Annotated in this window: 16 protein-coding genes and 2 pseudogenes; 8 read left to right on the top strand and 10 right to left on the bottom strand. The window is 58.2% G+C overall.

The annotated features are described in order from the left end of the window. Positions 1–358 precede the first annotated feature (358 nt). The 6 genes and pseudogenes from WGT02_RS28385 to WGT02_RS28360 form a co-directional block, all read right to left on the bottom strand. Positions 359–553: pseudogene (locus tag WGT02_RS28385) on the bottom strand (DUF1515 family protein); the annotation flags it as partial. Positions 554–584: 31 nt separating this feature from the next. Next, positions 585–788, bottom strand: coding sequence for a hypothetical protein (locus tag WGT02_RS28380; protein WP_208247794.1), 204 nt, complete (start codon positions 786–788; stop codon positions 585–587). A 77-nt stretch (positions 789–865) separates the two neighbouring features. Continuing rightward, positions 866–3,151, bottom strand: a complete 2,286-nt coding sequence (locus tag WGT02_RS28375) for an FdhF/YdeP family oxidoreductase (protein WP_208247792.1) — start codon at positions 3,149–3,151, stop codon at positions 866–868. A 236-nt stretch (positions 3,152–3,387) separates the two neighbouring features. Continuing rightward, a complete protein-coding gene (locus WGT02_RS28370) occupies positions 3,388–4,569 on the bottom strand; it encodes an MFS transporter (protein ID WP_208247790.1) in 1,182 nt (393 codons plus the stop codon). Positions 4,570–4,577: 8 nt separating this feature from the next. Continuing rightward, the gene (locus tag WGT02_RS28365; protein ID WP_208247789.1) at positions 4,578–5,675 is read right to left on the bottom strand and encodes an alkene reductase; all 1,098 of its coding nucleotides are present in this window, start codon (positions 5,673–5,675) and stop codon (positions 4,578–4,580) included. 35 nt (positions 5,676–5,710) lie between these two features. Further along, positions 5,711–6,466 carry an SDR family oxidoreductase gene (locus WGT02_RS28360; RefSeq protein ID WP_208247786.1) on the bottom strand — a complete coding sequence of 252 codons (756 nt, stop codon included), beginning with the start codon at positions 6,464–6,466 and terminating at the stop codon, positions 5,711–5,713. 104 nt (positions 6,467–6,570) lie between these two features. Here WGT02_RS28360 and WGT02_RS28355 point away from each other — a divergent pair, with 104 nt between their 5' ends. The 4 genes and pseudogenes from WGT02_RS28355 (at position 6,571) to WGT02_RS28340 (ending at position 9,520) form a co-directional block, all read left to right on the top strand. Beyond that, a complete protein-coding gene (locus tag WGT02_RS28355) occupies positions 6,571–7,515 on the top strand; it encodes a LysR family transcriptional regulator (RefSeq protein WP_208247784.1) in 945 nt (314 codons plus the stop codon). 285 nt (positions 7,516–7,800) lie between these two features. Next, positions 7,801–8,025, top strand: a pseudogene (locus WGT02_RS28350) ((2Fe-2S)-binding protein); the annotation flags it as partial. A gap of 139 nt (positions 8,026–8,164) precedes the next feature. Then, positions 8,165–9,100 (top strand): molybdopterin cofactor-binding domain-containing protein, encoded by a 936-nt coding sequence (locus tag WGT02_RS28345; protein WP_208247781.1) that lies wholly within the window; start codon positions 8,165–8,167, stop codon positions 9,098–9,100. Positions 9,101–9,124: 24 nt separating this feature from the next. Next, positions 9,125–9,520, top strand: a complete 396-nt coding sequence (locus WGT02_RS28340) for a cytochrome c family protein (RefSeq protein WP_208247779.1) — start codon at positions 9,125–9,127, stop codon at positions 9,518–9,520. 247 nt (positions 9,521–9,767) lie between these two features. On the opposite strand, the gene WGT02_RS28335 is transcribed toward WGT02_RS28340, so the two are convergent. From WGT02_RS28335 to WGT02_RS28320, 4 genes are all read right to left on the bottom strand, one after another. After that, positions 9,768–11,333, bottom strand: coding sequence for a Fic family protein (locus tag WGT02_RS28335; protein ID WP_208247777.1), 1,566 nt, complete (start codon positions 11,331–11,333; stop codon positions 9,768–9,770). After that, positions 11,305–11,577: a hypothetical protein gene (locus WGT02_RS28330; RefSeq protein ID WP_208247775.1), complete on the bottom strand. Its 273-nt coding sequence runs from the start codon at positions 11,575–11,577 to the stop codon at positions 11,305–11,307. The genes WGT02_RS28335 and WGT02_RS28330 overlap by 29 nt, the downstream gene beginning before the upstream one ends. Positions 11,578–11,989: 412 nt before the next feature. Further along, a complete protein-coding gene (locus tag WGT02_RS28325; protein ID WP_208247773.1) occupies positions 11,990–12,724 on the bottom strand; it encodes an SDR family oxidoreductase in 735 nt (244 codons plus the stop codon). 164 nt (positions 12,725–12,888) lie between these two features. Further along, complete coding sequence (locus tag WGT02_RS28320; protein WP_208247771.1) at positions 12,889–13,413, bottom strand: isoprenylcysteine carboxylmethyltransferase family protein; 525 nt, start codon at positions 13,411–13,413, stop codon at positions 12,889–12,891. A 382-nt stretch (positions 13,414–13,795) separates the two neighbouring features. Between WGT02_RS28320 and WGT02_RS28315 the strand changes: the two genes are divergently transcribed. Genes WGT02_RS28315 through WGT02_RS28300 form a run of 4 tightly spaced genes read left to right on the top strand, consistent with a single transcriptional unit; the run spans position 13,796 to position 16,790 of the window. After that, entirely contained in the window at positions 13,796–14,065 is a 270-nt protein-coding gene (locus WGT02_RS28315; RefSeq protein WP_208247769.1) for a copper resistance protein CopC, read from the top strand. Further along, a complete protein-coding gene (locus WGT02_RS28310; RefSeq protein WP_208247767.1) occupies positions 14,062–14,862 on the top strand; it encodes a CopD family protein in 801 nt (266 codons plus the stop codon). The genes WGT02_RS28315 and WGT02_RS28310 overlap by 4 nt, the downstream gene beginning before the upstream one ends. A gap of 21 nt (positions 14,863–14,883) precedes the next feature. Further along, on the top strand, positions 14,884–15,339 hold the full coding sequence (locus tag WGT02_RS28305) for a DUF305 domain-containing protein (protein ID WP_208247765.1): 456 nt from the start codon (positions 14,884–14,886) through the stop codon (positions 15,337–15,339). Positions 15,340–15,350: 11 nt separating this feature from the next. Further along, the gene (locus tag WGT02_RS28300; protein ID WP_208247763.1) at positions 15,351–16,790 is read left to right on the top strand and encodes a YncE family protein; all 1,440 of its coding nucleotides are present in this window, start codon (positions 15,351–15,353) and stop codon (positions 16,788–16,790) included. The last annotated feature ends 28 nt before the right edge of the window (positions 16,791–16,818 follow it).

The following is a 16,818-nucleotide window of genomic DNA, read 5'->3' as shown; positions in this document are numbered from 1 at the left end:
CATCGGCACTCTTGGGACGACTTCAGGTTACCCTCCTTAACCGCCTGAGGTCTCCCTGGTGTCCTGTCAAAGCAGGACGGGTTGAGGGGCAAGGTTCATGACAGCGATCCCCTGCGCGTACGCCTAGCTGCTGAACCTCCCCTCGATTTCTTGCTCTTGGGGCTTTGGTCCAACTAGCGATCCCGGCAGATCGGCGTAATCTATGATTGTTCTGAGCCGCTGGGAGCCAGGACAAAAAGGGAAGCTTTAGAGCAGTTGCAGCAGACCTCGCCGAAGGCTTCCCTTCAGTTGACCTAGGCCCAAACGTTACAGGCTCGGTGTAGATCGTAGCCATCCTACCGGGCGAAGACAGCGACCACTATGCGACGTTGACGTCGGCAAATGTGACACCAAGCGCCATGCTTCCGATGCCAATAACGCCGATCGCACCCAGACCCATCAGCTTCCAACGCTTGACGTCATCCGTGACCGGACGCATTTCAGAGATGTCTTCCTGAACGGCAGCTACATTTCCCTCCACCTTTCCGACGCGATCGACGAGTTGATCCATGCGAGCCCGTTGATTTCTTTAACGGGCCAACCATTCAGTTCTGATACGTGCTGTTTAATCCTCGTGCCGCCGGTTTTTTTAGAATGCTGTCGCAAATCTCCGAAGCGTTAGCGGCAAGCTGGTCAACGGCAATCGGTTCAACGAAGAACCAGTGAAGGTGAATCGCCGTTAGAAGCTGCCGGCGAGCAGCATCGATTTTTGTGATCATTCCCATGTCGCCACCTTGCCGATCGGTCACGAAGCACACATTCGTCTGCTTTCGCGCGACTCATACGAGGTAGAACACTGGCTCGAGCGCGAGCGGTCAAGTCGGAACTAGGCCGCTTTCACCTTAACGGGCACGCCTTTGTAGGCAGGGGTTCCGGACAGCTTGTCGTAGTATGACAGCGGAATCACGACATTCAGTTCGGGATAGTAGCCCGCCACCGATCCCCGGGGTATCGGATACTCGATTGCGGTAAAGCCGGACACCTCCCGGGCATCATCGCCACCCAGGCCCGTTTCGATCAAGATTGTATCCCCTTCTGAGAGCCCCCTTGCCGCCAGATCCTCCTTGTTCATGAAAAGTATATCGCGGCGACCGAACACGCCTCTGTAGCGGTCGTCCATGTTGTAAACGGTCGTATTGTACTGCCCGTGGCTCCTGAGCGTGGTTAGTACCAGCATCGAGCTGTCGGCAAGAACGGGGTCTTCATCCACTCCCGGTGCGATCAGAAACTGTGCCTTGCCCCTTGCCGTCGCCCAAACCCGATGCGACGCTGGAACCTCGAGCCTGAAGCCGCCCGGCTGCCGGACCCGGCTATTGAAGTCCTTGAAGATCGGAAAGACGCTTTCGATCTTGTCGCGGATGCGATCGTAGTTTGCGATCATGCCTTTCCAGTCGATACCGTACCGATCGCCAAGAGTAGCCATAGCGATGCCCGCGATGATCGCCGGTTCGGATTTGAGAACCTCGCTGGGCGGCTTGAGAAACCCTCTTGAAGCGTGAACCATGGACATCGAGTCCTCGACAGTCACCGACTGCACCCCGGACTCTTGCATGTCAGCGTCAGTCCTCCCCAAGCAGGGCAATACAAGCGTTGTCTTTGCCGTCAGAAGATGGGATCGGTTTAGTTTCGTTGCGATGTGGACGGCTAGATCCAGCTTTCTCATGGCTGCGAACACGTGCTCAGGGTCGGACATCGCCACCGCGAGGTTTCCTCCCAGGCAGACCAACGCCTTCGAATGGCCGTCAGCTATGGCCTCGATGGTCTCCACCGCATTGTGGCCCTTGTCTTGTTTGGGGCGGAAGCCGAATGCACGCTCAATGCCGTCCACGAGGGCTTTGCTCGGAATCTCCGTAATCCCGACGGTCCGGTCACCTTGCACATTGGAATGGCCCCGCAACGGGCATATCCCTGCTCCCTGGCGACCCATGTTGCCCCTAAGCATCAGGAAATTGGCAAGCTGCTGGACGTTAGCGGTGCCGTTGCTGTGCTGGGTAATGCCCATGCCGTAGCACAGGATGACGTTCTTCGAGTTGATGTAGATATCGGCAGCGCTTTCGATGTCCTCCCGGGTCAGTCCAGATACCTGGACGATATCGCTCCACGATGTGTTCTCGACATCGACACGCAGAGCATCGGAGCCCTCGGTATGTTCGGCGATAAAGGCTCGGTCGAGGACACCCTGCCCGCCGTTCGCGATGTCGGCAGCGTCTTTCTCGAAGACCGACTTCATTAGACCTTTGAGGGCAGCCAGGTCACCGCCGGCGCGAACTTGGTAGTAGGACGACGCGATATCGGTCGAACCGAATGTCGCCATTTCGATCGGGTTCTGTGGAGCCGCGAAACGCTCGAGCGCCCGCTCCTTGAGAGGATTGAAGACAACGATAGGGCATCCTCGCCGCGACGCCTCGTGAAGAGTGGTCATCATTCGCGGGTGATTGGTTCCAGGGTTGTGCCCGAAGCTGAAGATGGCATCCGCGTGGTCGAAGTCTTCAAGGGTGACAGTGCCCTTCCCGACGCCAATCGACGTCGGAAGACCGACCGACGTCGCCTCGTGACACATGTTCGAGCAGTCCGGGAAATTGTTCGTCCCGTAAGCGCGGACAAAAAGCTGGTACAGGAAGGCAGCCTCGTTAGACGCGCGACCGGACGTGTAGAATTCCGCCTGGTCTGGCCGCTCTAGAGAGTTGAGAGCATCACCGATCAGTCTGAAGGCAGTCGACCACTCAATAGTCTCATATTTATCGGTGTTCGCGTTATAGATCATGGGGACCGTCAGCCGACCCGCGTTCTCGAGATCGTGGTCGCTCCAGTGCCAAAGCTCGCTAACAGTACGCTTTTCGAAGAAATCTGGTCCAGCACGCTGGACCGTTGATTCCCAGGTTATCGCCTTCGCTCCGTTCTCGCAGAACTCAAAAGCCGATGTGTGTTTAGGATCGGGCCACGCGCATCCAGGGCAGTCGAAGCCGTCGGGCTGGTTCGCCTTGAGGAGCGTCGCAGTGCCTTGGGCGATGATCTGTTGTTGCTTGAGGGTTTTGGCGACGGCCTCCAATGCGCCCCACCCGCCTGCCGGAGCGTTGTATTCCTTAATCCCGTGAGGACGCTTTTTTGACATGGAGGTTCCCTTTGGCTCGCGATAAAGGCAGTTCGTACTCGTGGCATGGCGCATCTGCGTTGGAAACTATACGCACGTATGAACGCGGACGTCCCCCGCCTTCGGCGGACTGGTGTGTAAGCCCCACAGTCCCGAGTTCATAGGCGAGACGCGATCGCCCGTCCAAAACGATCGCGTCCCACAAGGCATTCTTCCGCCCAGGAGAGATGGACGGCGTCCTGCCCAAGGCTAACTCGTCAGCCCGAACTGCGAGCAGACCGCATCATCATAAGAATGACGGTAGCGAGCGCGGCCAAGCTGCCAAATAACATCGCGCCGCCGAGCCCAGCACCGTCGACAATCGAACCGCCGACAAACGACCCCATACCTATCGCGATCTGGCCGACCGAGACGAACATGGCTTGCATGTCCTCGAGGGCGTCCTTGGCTGCGCTCTGCAGGAACGACTGCATCGCAATCGGCACCATGCCAAATCCGAGGCCCCATATGGTTACGGCAAGGAACGCAACGGAGGGAGCCTCCCCTAGAAGAAGGAGCGCCAGGGCCGAGCCACCGATAAGTGCCGCGGCAACGATTACTGACACGTTGACCTTCTTGCTGGAAACCCAGCCTCCGAAAATGTTTCCAACGAAGCCCGCTACGCCGTTTGCCAAGAGAAGAACGCTCAGCAGCGGGCCGGATATCGCTGACCGTTCGTTGAGAAACGGAGTGACGAAGGTATACGCCGCGAAGTGTCCGACGAAGATCGTCAGTGCGGCCATTAGACCGACGCGTGCTTTTGGACGAAGCAAGAGCGCAGGCATTCCCCGCACTCCTCTTTTGTTCGTTGCGGGCAGCGAGGGAAGAAGCGTCGCGACCGCTAGGAACGAGATAGCGGCAAGCAACGAACCCGCCCAAAAGGACACCCGCCAGTCGAACAGATCACCGATGACAGCACCCGCAGGAACGCCGGCTACGGTACCAAACGAGATACCGGAGAGGATAATCGCGTTGGCTTTGATCCCTTCGCGCCCCGGCCGTAGTCGCGGCCCAAGTGAACCAGCGATTGTCCAAAACGCTCCTACCGACAAACCGAGCAGGACGCGGCCCGCCAATATCATGGTCAGCGATGTAGCGAGTGCCGCCAGCACGTTCGATGTCGCAAGCGCCACGAGGAGGAACAGCAGGACGCGTCGGCGATCGATATGTCCCATGAAGGCGATGCTGAGCGGAGCTGCCGCCGCTGCGACCAGACCCGGGATCGTCATCAGAAGGCCAGCCTGTCCCGTAGTGATATCGAGGCTGTCCGCGATATCAGGGAGCAGCCCGACAGGCAAAAACTCAGAAGTAACGAGAGCGAACGATCCGATCGCAAGTGACGACACCCCTAGCCAGGATGCCGTCGCTTGCAGTGGCGCTCTTTCGGCCACGGTGCTCATGGTGCCACCTATGCCGACTTCGCGACTGCCTTGTCGGCAGCGGGGTAGTCAATGTAGCCCTTGGGTCCCTGAGTAAACCAGGTGTCGCGGTCGTCCTCAGCGAGAGGAATACCTTCCGCGAGGCGGTACGGCAGATCCGGGTTGGCGATGAACGGACGTCCGAAGGCAACCGCGTCACCAATGCCGGCATCGAGATCGGCCTGAGCCCGTGCCATGTCGAAGTCCGAGTTCAGGATCAGTGGGCCTTTGAAGGCACCACGAAGCTCGCGAGCGAGCGGGTCCATGTCGCCAACGCCGAAAGTGCCGTTGATCGGAGGTTCGCGCAATTCCAGGTGCGCGATGCCGATCGAAGACAATGCTTCTGCGGCGGCGGTGAAGACAGGCAACGGATCGGAGTCAGTCACGCCTTGGGTTTCACCATTCGGTGACAAACGTACACCGGTGCGGTCCGCGCCGATCGTGTCCGCGACGGCCTGCGTCGTTTCGACAAGGAAGCGTAGGCGGTTCTCGACCGATCCGCCGTATTTGTCGTCGCGGAGGTTCGAGCTATCTCGCAGGAACTGGTCGATGAGGTAACCGTTCGCCGCATGCAACTGCACGCCGTCAAAGCCGGCTTCCATCGCGTTCTTGGCTCCATCACGAAAATGCTGAACGATCTTCGCGATTTCGTCGATGCTGAGAGCCCTGGCTTCCTCATACGGTTGCTTGCCGTCGTATGTATGAGCCAAACTTGGAGCGGTAGTGGCCGACGCGGATACTGCCTTGTCTCCGTCTAGGAAACTCGGGTGCACAACGCGTCCCATCTGCCAGAGCTGCGCGATGATACGCCCGCCGTTTTCATGAACCGCGTCGGTCACTTTCCGCCAACCAGCGATCTGTTCCGGAAGCCAAAGGCCGGTTGCGAAGGGCCATCCGAGGCCAAGCTGATTGATGCCGATCGCTTCGCTGATGATCAGGCCGGCAGACGCACGCTGGGCGTAATAGTCCACCATGATCGGTGTAGGGATATGACTTCTTGTACCGCGTGCGCGGGTCATCGGAGCCATCAGGATACGGTTTGGAGCCTTGATAGCACCGAGTTCAATGGGATCGAACAAACTGGGCATCTTCATATTCCTTAGATGAGTATTGGATACGCGCCTCAAACGAGGCGCGATCCTCCGTCAATGTTCAGAACGGCACCGTTCATCCATCCGTTTGCCATCAAGAAGACAACGGCAGCGCCGGCCTCTTCGGCAGTACCGAGGCGGTGAAGCGGCAGCGTTTGCTTGAGCGATGCCACGTAGGAGTCGCGACCGTCGCCGAGAGCCTTGGAAAGGATCGGGGTGTCAATCGGCCCAGGCGAGAGAGTATTCACACGGCGCGGTGCCAGTTCGAGTGCAAGTCCACGGCCAAAGGCTTCCATTGCCGCGGAAGCGGAGGCAAGGATTGCAGTACCGTAGGCGTTCGGGCAGTCTGCGAGGGCACCCGAGATCAGTGTGATGGACGCGTCTTCGGCAAGCTTGTCGCCGAGAGCGCGAAGCGTGTGGACGGCCGCCCAGATGCGTTCGTCGAATGCGCGCTTGAGGTAGGAGACGTCAGCTTCCAATACTTTTCCGGCGACGAAAGTGCCTGCCAGAAGTACGAGGTGGTCGACCCGATCGATGGTAGCGACTGCTTCAGCGATGCTTTCAGGCTTGGTCACGTCAGCCGCGCGCCAGTCGTCAAGGCCGTTTTCGGACGCGGCCTGTTGTGCACGTTGGCGATCGTTGCCGATAACCGTGACCTTCGCACCGGCAGCTTTTGCCTGGATAGCGGCAGCGAGGCCGATACCCGAAGTGCCGCCGAAGATCACAACATTCTTGCCTTCAAGCGAGGAAGTCAGGGCTCCCGCAGGGATCGTAACAGTCTGGTTCATTTCTTCTCTCCTTTGTTGTCGGGCTGTCTCTCAGCTCCGATGAGTAAAAACTAATTCCAATCTCTCGGATTGATAATTGGCCCGAAACTCGTTTTAATAGTGCCATGGCGGAACAAATCGGAATTGACAGACTCACTGGCATCATCGCTTTCGCGCGGTCAGCATCGCTCGGCAGCTACACTGCCGCCGCGCGTTCGCTCTCGGTGTCGCCTTCGGCGATAAGCAAGAGTGTCCAGAGGTTGGAAGAGCATCTCGGCATCAGCCTTTTCAGCCGCACGACTCGGTCGTTGACACTGACTCCCGAGGGCCGCGACTTGCACGAGCGCGCCCTTCGTCTCCTGCGAGAGGCCGAAGAGATCGAACAGGCGGCTGTAGCGGCGCGTGCCGAACCGGCCGGCGTGATGAAGGTCACGGCTCCGTTGCCTATAGGAGCGCATCTGATCGCGCCGGCGTTGCCCCGCTTCCGGGAACGCTTCCCCAAGGTCTCCGTTGACCTGAGGCTGGGCGACAGGTTCACCGATCTCATTGAAGAAGGTATCGATGTGGCCATCCGCGTCGGCGAGCCTGCAGACAGTCGATTGATTGCAAGGAAGCTCGCGCCGAACCGGATATGCGCCTTCGCCTCGCCTGATTACATCAGCCGCCACGGCAAACCAGAGCGGCCTGAAGATCTCGACCAACATGAATGCGTGAATTTCAGGTACCAGAGTTCTGGTCAGACTTTGCGCTGGCCGTTCAAAGTCGGTGGCCGTGTCCTCGAGATCGTTCCCAACGCTACGATTGTGGTCGACAACAGCGACGCGGTTGCTGCGATCCTGGTCGCGGGTGGCGGTATCGGAATTTCGCCGACATACATCGCAGCGCCCTATCTGGAGCGCGGTGAACTTGTTCCTGTTCTCAAAGAGTACGCCATAGACCGCTACAACATCACGGCGCTCTGGCCGGAGAGCCGTCGGGGAAATCCCACTGTAAAAGGTTTTGTCGCGTTTCTCGGCGAGGTTTTCCCTCCGCAGACGTCCTGGGACAGGATCTTCGCTGCGGCGACGTGATCGCCGATTGCGGCGCAGAGCGCAGACCGCTGTCGTGGCCTTCAAGGTCATGAGGACTCGAATCCGCTAAAGGTTTTGTGTGATCGGACGATGGGCGCGCAACCGGTGCAGAGCCTTTGCTCTACGCAACATGCTCTCCGGTCAGAGCTTTTCCGACAAACCAACGCATTTTCGATTTCGTGGCAATCATACCCGGGTATGAGCACCCTACCCCCGCGTTCAATTTAAACCGGTCGCTTCATGGGCTACGCAACCTCTCAAGCTGCGAACTTGCGGAGGTCGGAAATGTACCAGCTCAACATAAATGGCCGAGACGTCGAAGTTGACGTTGAAAGCGATACGCCGCTGCTATGGGTCCTTCGAGACGAGCTTGGGCTGACCGGAACCAAGTTCGGTTGCGGGATGGCACAATGCGGCGCATGTACCGTCCATATCGACGGCGCAGCCACAAGATGCTGCGTGCTGCCCGTGGATTCAGTGGTTGGGTCGCAGATCAAAACCATCGAAGGCTACTTCCCTTCTCATTCGCAGATGCCGTGGCGAACGGGAGTCCCTTGAAGATCAACTACCTCACCATTCTCACTGATGGCTCCATTGTGGTGACATCCGCGGTGGCGGAGGTTGGACAAGGAACCTCGACGGCGCTTGCGTGATCCAGGCAGTCACCATCGCCAAAACCGTTCCGGGGAAGCCCGTTAAGCTGGTCTGGTCACGCGAGGAGGATATCCAACACGACGCTTATCGCCCTGCTGGTGTGTCCGAGCTTTCCGCCGGGCTATCCAAAGGAAAGCTCGTGGCCTTCCGCCATCGCCAAGCCAGCCCGTCGGTACTTCCGAGGACCTTCCCAGCGGTTTTCGCGATTCTTCCTTACGACACGTCAGTCGCGGATGCGATTGTCCCTCTCTACGACTTTCCCCACCAAGACGCATGGTGGGTCGACAGCGAGACACACATTCGCACCGGCATGTGGCGGTCAGTTGGGGCCTCCCAAACGATCTTTGCGATCGAAAGCTTTATTGACGAGATTGTTGCCGAACTCGGCGAGGACGCATTCGAATTCCGTCGGAAGCATCTGGCGCACGACAAGCGCGCGATCGCAGCCTGGGATCGGCTCGGAGAGCTTTGTCAATGGAAGACCGCAGCGAAGGCTGGGAGGCACATCGGCGTTGCGATCAGTCACAAGAGCGAGGACTGCCTCGTCGCACAGGCGGCCGAAGTCGTCACAGTGGATGGAGAAATTCGCGTCAGCCATATCTGGACGGTGGCCGATCCCGGGCGCGTCATCGCACCGGACATCGCGAAGGCCCAACTCGAGGGCGCTGCGATCTGGGCCCTCAGCGCTGCTCTCTACGGCAAAATCACCATTGCTGACGGAAAGGTGCAAGAGGGCAACTTCGACACCTACCAGGTAGTGAAGCTCGCCGAGACACCGACATTCACCACCGAAATCATTGAGAGCGGCGCGCCCATCGAAGGCATCGGTGAAGGCGGCGCACCTGGTGTCGCACCGGCAGTTTGCAACGCAATTTTCCGGATGACTGGGAAACGTGTCCGAAGACTGCCGATCAACGCCAACCCAACCTGAAACTCACACCGAAAGGATATTCAAATGACCTTCTATAATCGTCATATTCCGATAGCTGCACTCGTTGTATTAGCTTCCTTCCAGTCCGCAGGCGCGCAAAACGCAGCCGCAGCGGCAGCTGCAGGCGAAACGCTTTTCAAACAGCGCTGCCAGACATGCCACTCCGTTGTTCCGGGAAAGCAATCTCCGACGGGCCCGAACCTACTTGGTGTGGTGGGCAGGACAGCGGGTTCGACCGACTTCAAGTACTCTTCCGCAATGAAGGCCAGCGGGATCGTCTGGAATGCGGCGACACTCGATCAGTTCATCAGCGGCCCTTCGAAAATGGTCAAGGGCACACGGATGGCAGTTAGCGTGCCGAACGCAGATCAACGTGCGAGCATTGTCGGCTATCTGGGCACGTTGACTGAAGCCAAATAGCATTTCCCCGTTCCCCACATTAAGCCGGGTAACCCCTTCTGACGTCTGGGAACGGTCTTGGTGAAGCCGTCGGCTTTAGACGGAGTAGGCAAGGCCGACTAAAAGGTCGTCGAAACTTGCCTGCAAGAATGCAGAATTATGTAAAATGCCACGGGGACAGTTTCTCGGACGAATGAAAGCTAACACTCACGGGGTGCATCCCACTCGCAGCTGGCCGGGAAGGCTCCATTTTTTAGATCAGGCCAAGTCAGAGACCCAAGCCGTTCTTGTTGGCGAGTGCTTGCCAATAGTCGTCGGGCGCATAGACGCCATTTCTGTTGGTGATCTTGAGAGCGGCATTTGGCATCGTCAGCCGGGCTTCACGGGAGTCTTCGCAGAAGGCGTAGGTCTTGGCCCAAAGGTCGATGGCCGCTGCGGCCGTCGACGCTGAGCACGCCGCTGACACGCGCTGGCAGAACTCCAGGTATCGGACGAAGATCGACGGCTCGTCTCGTCGCGAAAGAGCGCGCAGCGAATCCACATAGTCATCTCGGAAAACGGTAGGTACGACGATACGGGACAGGTTGGCCGACAGAAGCTCTCGGGTCATCAATATGCGGCTGATGCGCCCGTTGCCGTCATTGAAGGGATGGACTTCCGCCATCATGTAATGAAGGAAGAGCGATCTATGGAAAGGGTCCTGGATGCTCGCCATCATGGCGTGGCCCTCCCTCAAAGTTCCTTCGAGGAGATCGGGAGTGACGAAGGATGTGTCGCCCCCGCGGTTGGTCTGCGTCTTGAACTGTCCTGGCTTGATGCCAGGACGGCTTTCCATGAGGCGGCCGTGCCGTGTTCTGATCTCGTCCTTGAATTCGTCAAAGCTCGTGCGCGACGGAGGTCGTTCAACGCGCTCGACGAGTTGCAGGTAGGTCCCCAGGACGTCATGGCCATCCTCCGGCCGATCGTCCGGAATCTTCCCCTCGAACACGATTTCCGTAGCTTGGTCGACGGCGAACTCAATTCCCTCGATGTAGTTCGAGAAATAGGCCTCGACAAAGGAACTCGCCATCAGTCGGTCCGGGTTCGTGTCAGCGTTCAGTATGGCCTGTGGCGCACGAGCGGCCATGTAGGTGATGAGCTTCTGGAATCTCTCCACACAAGCGACATCGATTGGTGTCCCGGTCCCGGCGGCCCGAGCGCGGCCTTGAGGGGTCAACATCTTGTCCTTGTGGGTATTGAGCAGGGTGCCGATAATCCCGTTTAAACGTTGAAATTCGGTGTCCCGGTCGAGCAAGGGCGCTAGATGCCGCGCACGATCTCGGATGCCGTTCAGATATTCAGCGCCGTTCGCGCGGCACAATTCGTCAAGCTTCGCTTCCACCGCCGCTTCTCCCAAGGTGCGGCTCCCTTCACCTTTGCGGGCGCGTGAGAATGCCAAGTTGTCGAGCAGTCGCCGTTCTTGTCCGGCAAGGTGCGTCCCTAGGTACGGAATGTCGCCATTTGCGGGGCCGTGGCCTTTCCGGACATGGATGGAGAGGCCAGGCAACTCAAAAGTCCATCGGCTCCGAGGAGCGACGACATATACGTTGTAGGGACCGTCATCGGAATGTCTTACCGGCTTCACTTCTATTCCGGTCCTGTCAGTGATCACTGCATGCGGTACCAGTTTCACCACCAGCCGTTGCCAGTTGCGCCTGATTTCCGCTTCTCTTGTCTCTCCTTCCTGCTGGTAATAAATTCCGTTAGCCAACTTTTCCACGCGGCCTGAGGCATGAAGCCTCCATATGCGCTTGTCTTCTGCTGCATCACCTGTCGGCGTGAAATAAATAGCCATTTTCTTCTCCTAGGGCGATCGCATTAGCCAAAATGTCTCTCAGATTCGCATAAGATCCACTTTTGTCTGTCAGTTTCGCATAATAGAATTCCGCACAACAGCTTGTGTCAACCGAAATGTCTACCATTTTCGCGTAAGAAGCAATTTTGTCTGTCACCTTCGCATACGGTGACGGCAGAGAACCATCTCGTACGGTTTCCAGGATGCCGCGGCGCAGATCGCGTTCCTTCAGACGGTCCGTCACCTGCCTCGCTTGTGTCGAGCGGTCACCTCTCACCGCCCGTTATGCGACCTCTTTGGCACCGTCTGGATCGTACACCCCGATTACCGTGACCACGGCTTTCCCGTTGATCATCAGCGACCGCCAGGTCTGCCCTAAGTTGATCGATCCTGGCGTCCAGCTCCGCCAATTTTCTCTTCAGTTCAGCCACGATCGCAGTCATGTCTCAACCCCTCTAGGTGCAACCTAAAGGTAGTCATTCCAGACAATGGAATCTTGTGGCATTGGCTATATGATTCCGCAAGAATGAAGGGACGGCGGAGCGTCCGCCTCGCCCGCCGTCCCTTAAACGCGCCTCTTTAGAAATGCCTGGCACGCGCACCACCGACCGCGCACCTTTTCCTGGTCGGCACCCAACGAGTCGCGTGTTCGCTAATCAAGCAAGGAAGCCGCCGTCGGCCGTAATAGCAGCGCCCGTGATAAACGACGATTCCGGACCTGCCAAATAGGCGACAAGGGAAGCGATTTCTGATCCGCGGCCAAGTCGCTCGAGCGCGACGTAGGGCTTCACTAAGTCCTCAAGGCCATCTGTCATTGAGCTGACGACCGGGCCAGGTTGTACCGTGTTGACGGTAATCCCGCGTTTCGCTAGGTCGCGTGCCAGCCCCTTCGTCAGGGCTGCCACCGCCGCCTTCGACGCTGCATACACCGCGTATCCCGGGAAGCCAGCGCGCTCCGCAACAACGCTCCCGATGTTGATGATCCGGGAGCCATCGGCCATGGATCGGGAAGCCTCCTGGGATGCCACGAATAGCCCGCGAACGTTGATCGAAAACTGGCGATCAAAGTCCTCCAGCGGAACTTCTCCGACCACGCCGCCAATTGCTACGCCTGCATTGTTGACGAGGATATCGAGCCTTCCGAAGTGAGCCCGGATATGTTCGATTGCCTTAGTGACCTTGTCGGCATCGGAACTGTCGGCTTCGACGGCGAGGACATCAGCTCCCCATACGCGTAGCTCGTTTTCCAGAGCCCGGGCCGTATCCCCGGACTTGGAGTACGTGAACGCAACCTTGGCCCCGTCCTCAACGAGCCGTCGCACGATGGCCGCGCCTATCCCGCGACCACCACCAGTAACTAGAGCAACCTTGCCCTCAAGCGCCTTTGCCATCTCATGACCTCTCTTGTGTACGTCGCTTTAACAAAGCGGATGTCTGCGATGGATGTGCGCCTGCCTCGCGCCTTTCGGTAGTGCGCGAGGCGTCGTTTCAAAAGTGCCACAAAGGAACAAATCGCGCCGACCGCGTGCTTCCATTCGTACGTGGTGGCGGGAGGTCACTTGTATCCGGGGACAGCCTCGACCATGGCCGCCTCTTCGTGCCGGATGCGGATGAACAACGGGACACAGTAAAGCGGAAGACCAATAATCAGGGTCCAGTACGCGTTCAATGCGAGGGCGAATCCCACGAGTTCCGGAATAATGCTGACGAAATAGTTTGGATGCCTCACCCAACGGAACAGACCAGTGCGTACGAAGGGGTGCCTCTGATTAATGATAATCTTTACCGTCCAAAGCGGGCCGAGCGAATACAGTACCGAGATCAGAGCGAGCGCCGAAAATAGGTAGATAGCAACGCCTGCGAGGGAAACTGTCGAATTAAGCTCGGTCGCTCTCGCTCCCTCCACGGTCGCCACCACGTAGAAAATTAGATGCGATACCGCGAGGAAGATGCTGTTGGCAGCGCCTACCTCGCGCGCCCCGGATGCTTTGAGAGCTTTCTCGTTGATGGACGAAATGACGACGGTCGAGATGCGCCAAACAAAGGCAACCACGACGAAGAAGACGAGAGGTGTTGGCATGGTTTATCCAGTCAATGCTTTTTGAGTTTTTCTGAAACTTGGGCGCAGATGACGCGTTATCCCGGCTCGGCAGGTGCGGGGCGCGCCGGCCCGCGCGGCATCCTCAACATTGTCTCGGCGTTGTCTCCTATACCTCCGTATAGTTGCGTCAGAGCGACTGTAGGCCGACTTGGTAGGCACAAGGTCGCGCATCGGCACTCCCCAGAAAAATTGAATTTTGCGCGGAATAATTTCTCGCCGCCGATGTCTACCCATTCAAACCGCATGAGCATCGGACTTGAAAATGAACCACCGTCAACAGAACGTCATCCTCGCAATCTGCTGTATCATTGGCGTTGGCGGACCTGCCTGGGCTCACGCTCATCTCCGTGCGAGCTTGCCAATGGACGGTTCGCAGCTAGCGAAGCCGCCCAAGAATATCAGCGTCCAGTTTTCGGAAGGCGTAGAACCTGCGCTCTCCGAATTGACGCTCCTCGACAACGCGAATTCGATTGTTGCGTTAAACCCAACTACCTTCAGTGACGACAAACATGGCATGACCTTCTCTCCAGTCCTTCCTTTGGCCGCGGGCGTGTACCGGGTGCAGTGGAAAGCGCTGTCTCAAGATGGCCACCCCGTATCGGGCGAGTTTTCCTTCACGGTGTCGCCTTGAGTACGCTCGCCCCGCTAGTACCAAACAGGTTCCTCCACGACAGCGCGAAAGAGTTGTCGGCATCGCTCACCCGCACGATGCGGCCGGCAACGGCCTTCGCCGCAACGGCGGTGGTACTGACGACCGTTGCCGCCATCCTGCTTGAGGCCGCTTCGATTGGCGGAGGACTCTCCGCCGTCGACTTCCCTCTTGGGAAGACACTGCTCATGGAAACGTCGGTTGGCCATGCGATGCTCACGGAACTCATAACATCCGTAGCCTTGGCCACTGCCGTCGTCGCCAAATCTCCCCGCCTCGTTGTCGGTTTGGCGGGCTTGATGCTCTATCAACTGACGAGCGTCGGTCACGGTGCGGGGATCGGCATCGAGTTCGTGGAGGCCGTGCACATCCTTTGCGGCTGCGCATGGTTGGGTGCTCTGGTCCCGTTTGTGCTCGCCCTCAAGACTGCGAATCTGGGAGTTCCCAGATGTGACGTCTCCGCGGCGATGCGACGGTTCTCGCTCGTAGGTCACTCTGCCGTTGCTGGCGCGATTACGGGCGGCCTTGCCACGGCGGGGTCGGTGGCGGGAGGACGGCTTTTCGGACTGAGCTTTCGATACGGCTCGGTACTCGCCATCAAAGTCATCGCCGTCGGCGCAATGGCAGCGTTGGCCGTAGTGAACCGATATGTCCTCGTTCCCCGCATCAGGACCAATGTCCGATCGCCCCTCGCCATCAACGCAGCGACAGAAGTGCCCCTTGGACTGATCGCGATCGCGTCTGTCGCGCTCCTGGGTATCGCGGATGACCCACACTGATCCACTCAATGGAGATACCTCATGAAACGAACGACTAGAATACGAGCGGTGTCAGTCGCCTTTCTCCTGGCCACGGTCGCCCCAGCCTCAGCACATGACCCTTCTGAGCATTTCCACGCTGCGGAGGGGCCATCTGGCGAAAGTGCCTACCTCGCGGAAAACGACGCCGCGATGGACAAGATGATGCGCGACATGGAAGTCCAGCCAACCGGCGACGTCGATAGGGACTTCGTCGCGATGATGACGCCTCACCATCAAGGAGCAATCGAGATGGCGATGGCGGTTCTCAAATACGGAAAAAACGAGCAACTCAAGCGGATCGCGCAGGAAATCATCGTCGATCAACAGCAGGAAATTGCTGCGATGAAGCTCGCGCTTGGCGACCCGCTCCCTCCTTCGGCCCCTGCCCCAACTCAAGCTCCGGCTGAAACACCCGCCGCGTCCATGCAGGGCATGGACCCGGACATGAAGATGTAGAGGACGTTCCTATGAAAATGCGTATTTCAATCGCTGCATTTCTGTTGGCCGGAAGCGCGCTAAGCGCATTCGCCGGCCAAGCTCCCGCCGGCATCGCGGACCCTGATCTTCCGATCAGCCATAGCGACCGCGTGTATGCTGCCGAGCAGTTCTCCAACACCGTTTCCGTTTCCGACCCGGTGGACAACAAACTGCTTGCCGTCATCAAGCTCGGTGACCCGCAGCCGGGAAATCTCAGTCCGCTCTACAAGGGGCAAGTCTTGGTGCATGGCATGGGTTTCTCGCCGGATCACAAGACGCTTGCCGTCGTGTCGATCGGCTCGAATTCCGTCACGTTCATCGATACGGAAACGAATGCAGTCAAGCACACGACCTACGTCGGCCGCTCCCCACATGAAGCGTTCTTCACACCCGACGGCCAAGAGGTTTGGGTGACGGTGCGCGGCGAAGACTACATCTCAGTCATCGATGCCCACTCTTTCGAAGAGAAGACGCGGATCAAGGTTCCGGCGGGGCCGGGAATGCAGATTTTCTCGCCGGACGGCAAGCTTGGCTACATCTGCTCTTCGTTCAATCCCGAGACTGTCGTTGTCTCAGTTGCAGACCACCAGATTGTGGGACACGTAAAGCAAGCCAGCCCCTTCTGCCCGAACATCGCCGCCTCGCCGGACGGCAAGCAAGTTTGGTTCACGCTCAAGGATGTCGGCAAAACGCAAGTATTTAACGCTCAGGCCCCATTTGATCTGATCAAGACCATCGACACCGGCCCGATCACCAACCACGTCAATCTGGTGAATAACAAGAACGGCTCTTTTGCCTACGTCACTGTAGGCGGCTTAAACCAGGTCAAGGTCTTCAATACCGAGACGTTCGATCAAGTGGCAACTATCCCAGTCGGAAACCTCCCCCATGGTGTCTGGCCGTCTGGTGACGGTACCCGTGTCTACGTCGGTCTCGAGAATGCGGACGCTTTTGCCGCTATCGACACTTTGACGAACAAGGTCATCGCAACGATCCCGATCGGACAAGCTCCGCAGGCTGTTGCCTACGTTCCCAACGCGGTGACCAAGGGCAACGGAAAAGACAATCTCGTTCCTCTCGGCACCGCTGGCCAAGCTACGCATCTCAATCTTGGAAGCAAAAAGGAGTCTTCGGAGACAAGCGTAACGCTGTTCGACCAGGGCCTGACACAGGTGCTGCAGGCATCCGTAACCGGTCTTGATCCCAAGAAGCCCTATGTACTCGCACTTTCCGACAAGCCGGACGGCAGCGGAACGTTGGAGGGCCTTTCCAACTTCATGACCAACCCCGCGGGCTCCGCGATTGTGAATGCTGTTGGCCCGATCCGTCAGATTGTTGATGCGGACCGCAAGGGCGACCGCCGCTACCTGGTTGTCGCCGCGTCCATGGACGGCAAGCCGGGTGAAGTGATCCAGGTTCAACACGACTGAGCGTTCGGACCGCCCAATTTGTGGGGCG

This window comes from Rhizobium sp. T1470 (genome assembly GCF_042140505.1).
Lineage (GTDB): Bacteria > Pseudomonadota > Alphaproteobacteria > Rhizobiales > Rhizobiaceae > Rhizobium > Rhizobium favelukesii.
The sequence above is the reverse complement of the archived record's forward strand: the minus strand, read 5'-3'. Positions and strand labels throughout refer to the sequence as shown.

Excerpts from the sequence above, each read along its gene's own strand:
- WGT02_RS28375 (WP_208247792.1), bottom strand. The coding sequence starts at position 3,151 with ATGTCAAAAAAGCGTCCTCACGGGATTAAGGAATACAACGCTCCGGCA.
- WGT02_RS28370 (WP_208247790.1), bottom strand. The coding sequence starts at position 4,569 with ATGAGCACCGTGGCCGAAAGAGCGCCACTGCAAGCGACGGCATCCTGG.
- WGT02_RS28365 (WP_208247789.1), bottom strand. The coding sequence starts at position 5,675 with ATGCCCAGTTTGTTCGATCCCATTGAACTCGGTGCTATCAAGGCTCCA.
- WGT02_RS28360 (WP_208247786.1), bottom strand. The coding sequence starts at position 6,466 with ATGAACCAGACTGTTACGATCCCTGCGGGAGCCCTGACTTCCTCGCTT.
- WGT02_RS28355 (WP_208247784.1), top strand. The coding sequence starts at position 6,571 with ATGGCGGAACAAATCGGAATTGACAGACTCACTGGCATCATCGCTTTC.
- WGT02_RS28340 (WP_208247779.1), top strand. The coding sequence starts at position 9,125 with ATGACCTTCTATAATCGTCATATTCCGATAGCTGCACTCGTTGTATTA.
- WGT02_RS28335 (WP_208247777.1), bottom strand. The coding sequence starts at position 11,333 with ATGGCTATTTATTTCACGCCGACAGGTGATGCAGCAGAAGACAAGCGC.
- WGT02_RS28325 (WP_208247773.1), bottom strand. The coding sequence starts at position 12,724 with ATGGCAAAGGCGCTTGAGGGCAAGGTTGCTCTAGTTACTGGTGGTGGT.
- WGT02_RS28320 (WP_208247771.1), bottom strand. The coding sequence starts at position 13,413 with ATGCCAACACCTCTCGTCTTCTTCGTCGTGGTTGCCTTTGTTTGGCGC.
- WGT02_RS28315 (WP_208247769.1), top strand. The coding sequence starts at position 13,796 with ATGGACGGTTCGCAGCTAGCGAAGCCGCCCAAGAATATCAGCGTCCAG.
- WGT02_RS28305 (WP_208247765.1), top strand. The coding sequence starts at position 14,884 with ATGAAACGAACGACTAGAATACGAGCGGTGTCAGTCGCCTTTCTCCTG.
- WGT02_RS28300 (WP_208247763.1), top strand. The coding sequence starts at position 15,351 with ATGAAAATGCGTATTTCAATCGCTGCATTTCTGTTGGCCGGAAGCGCG.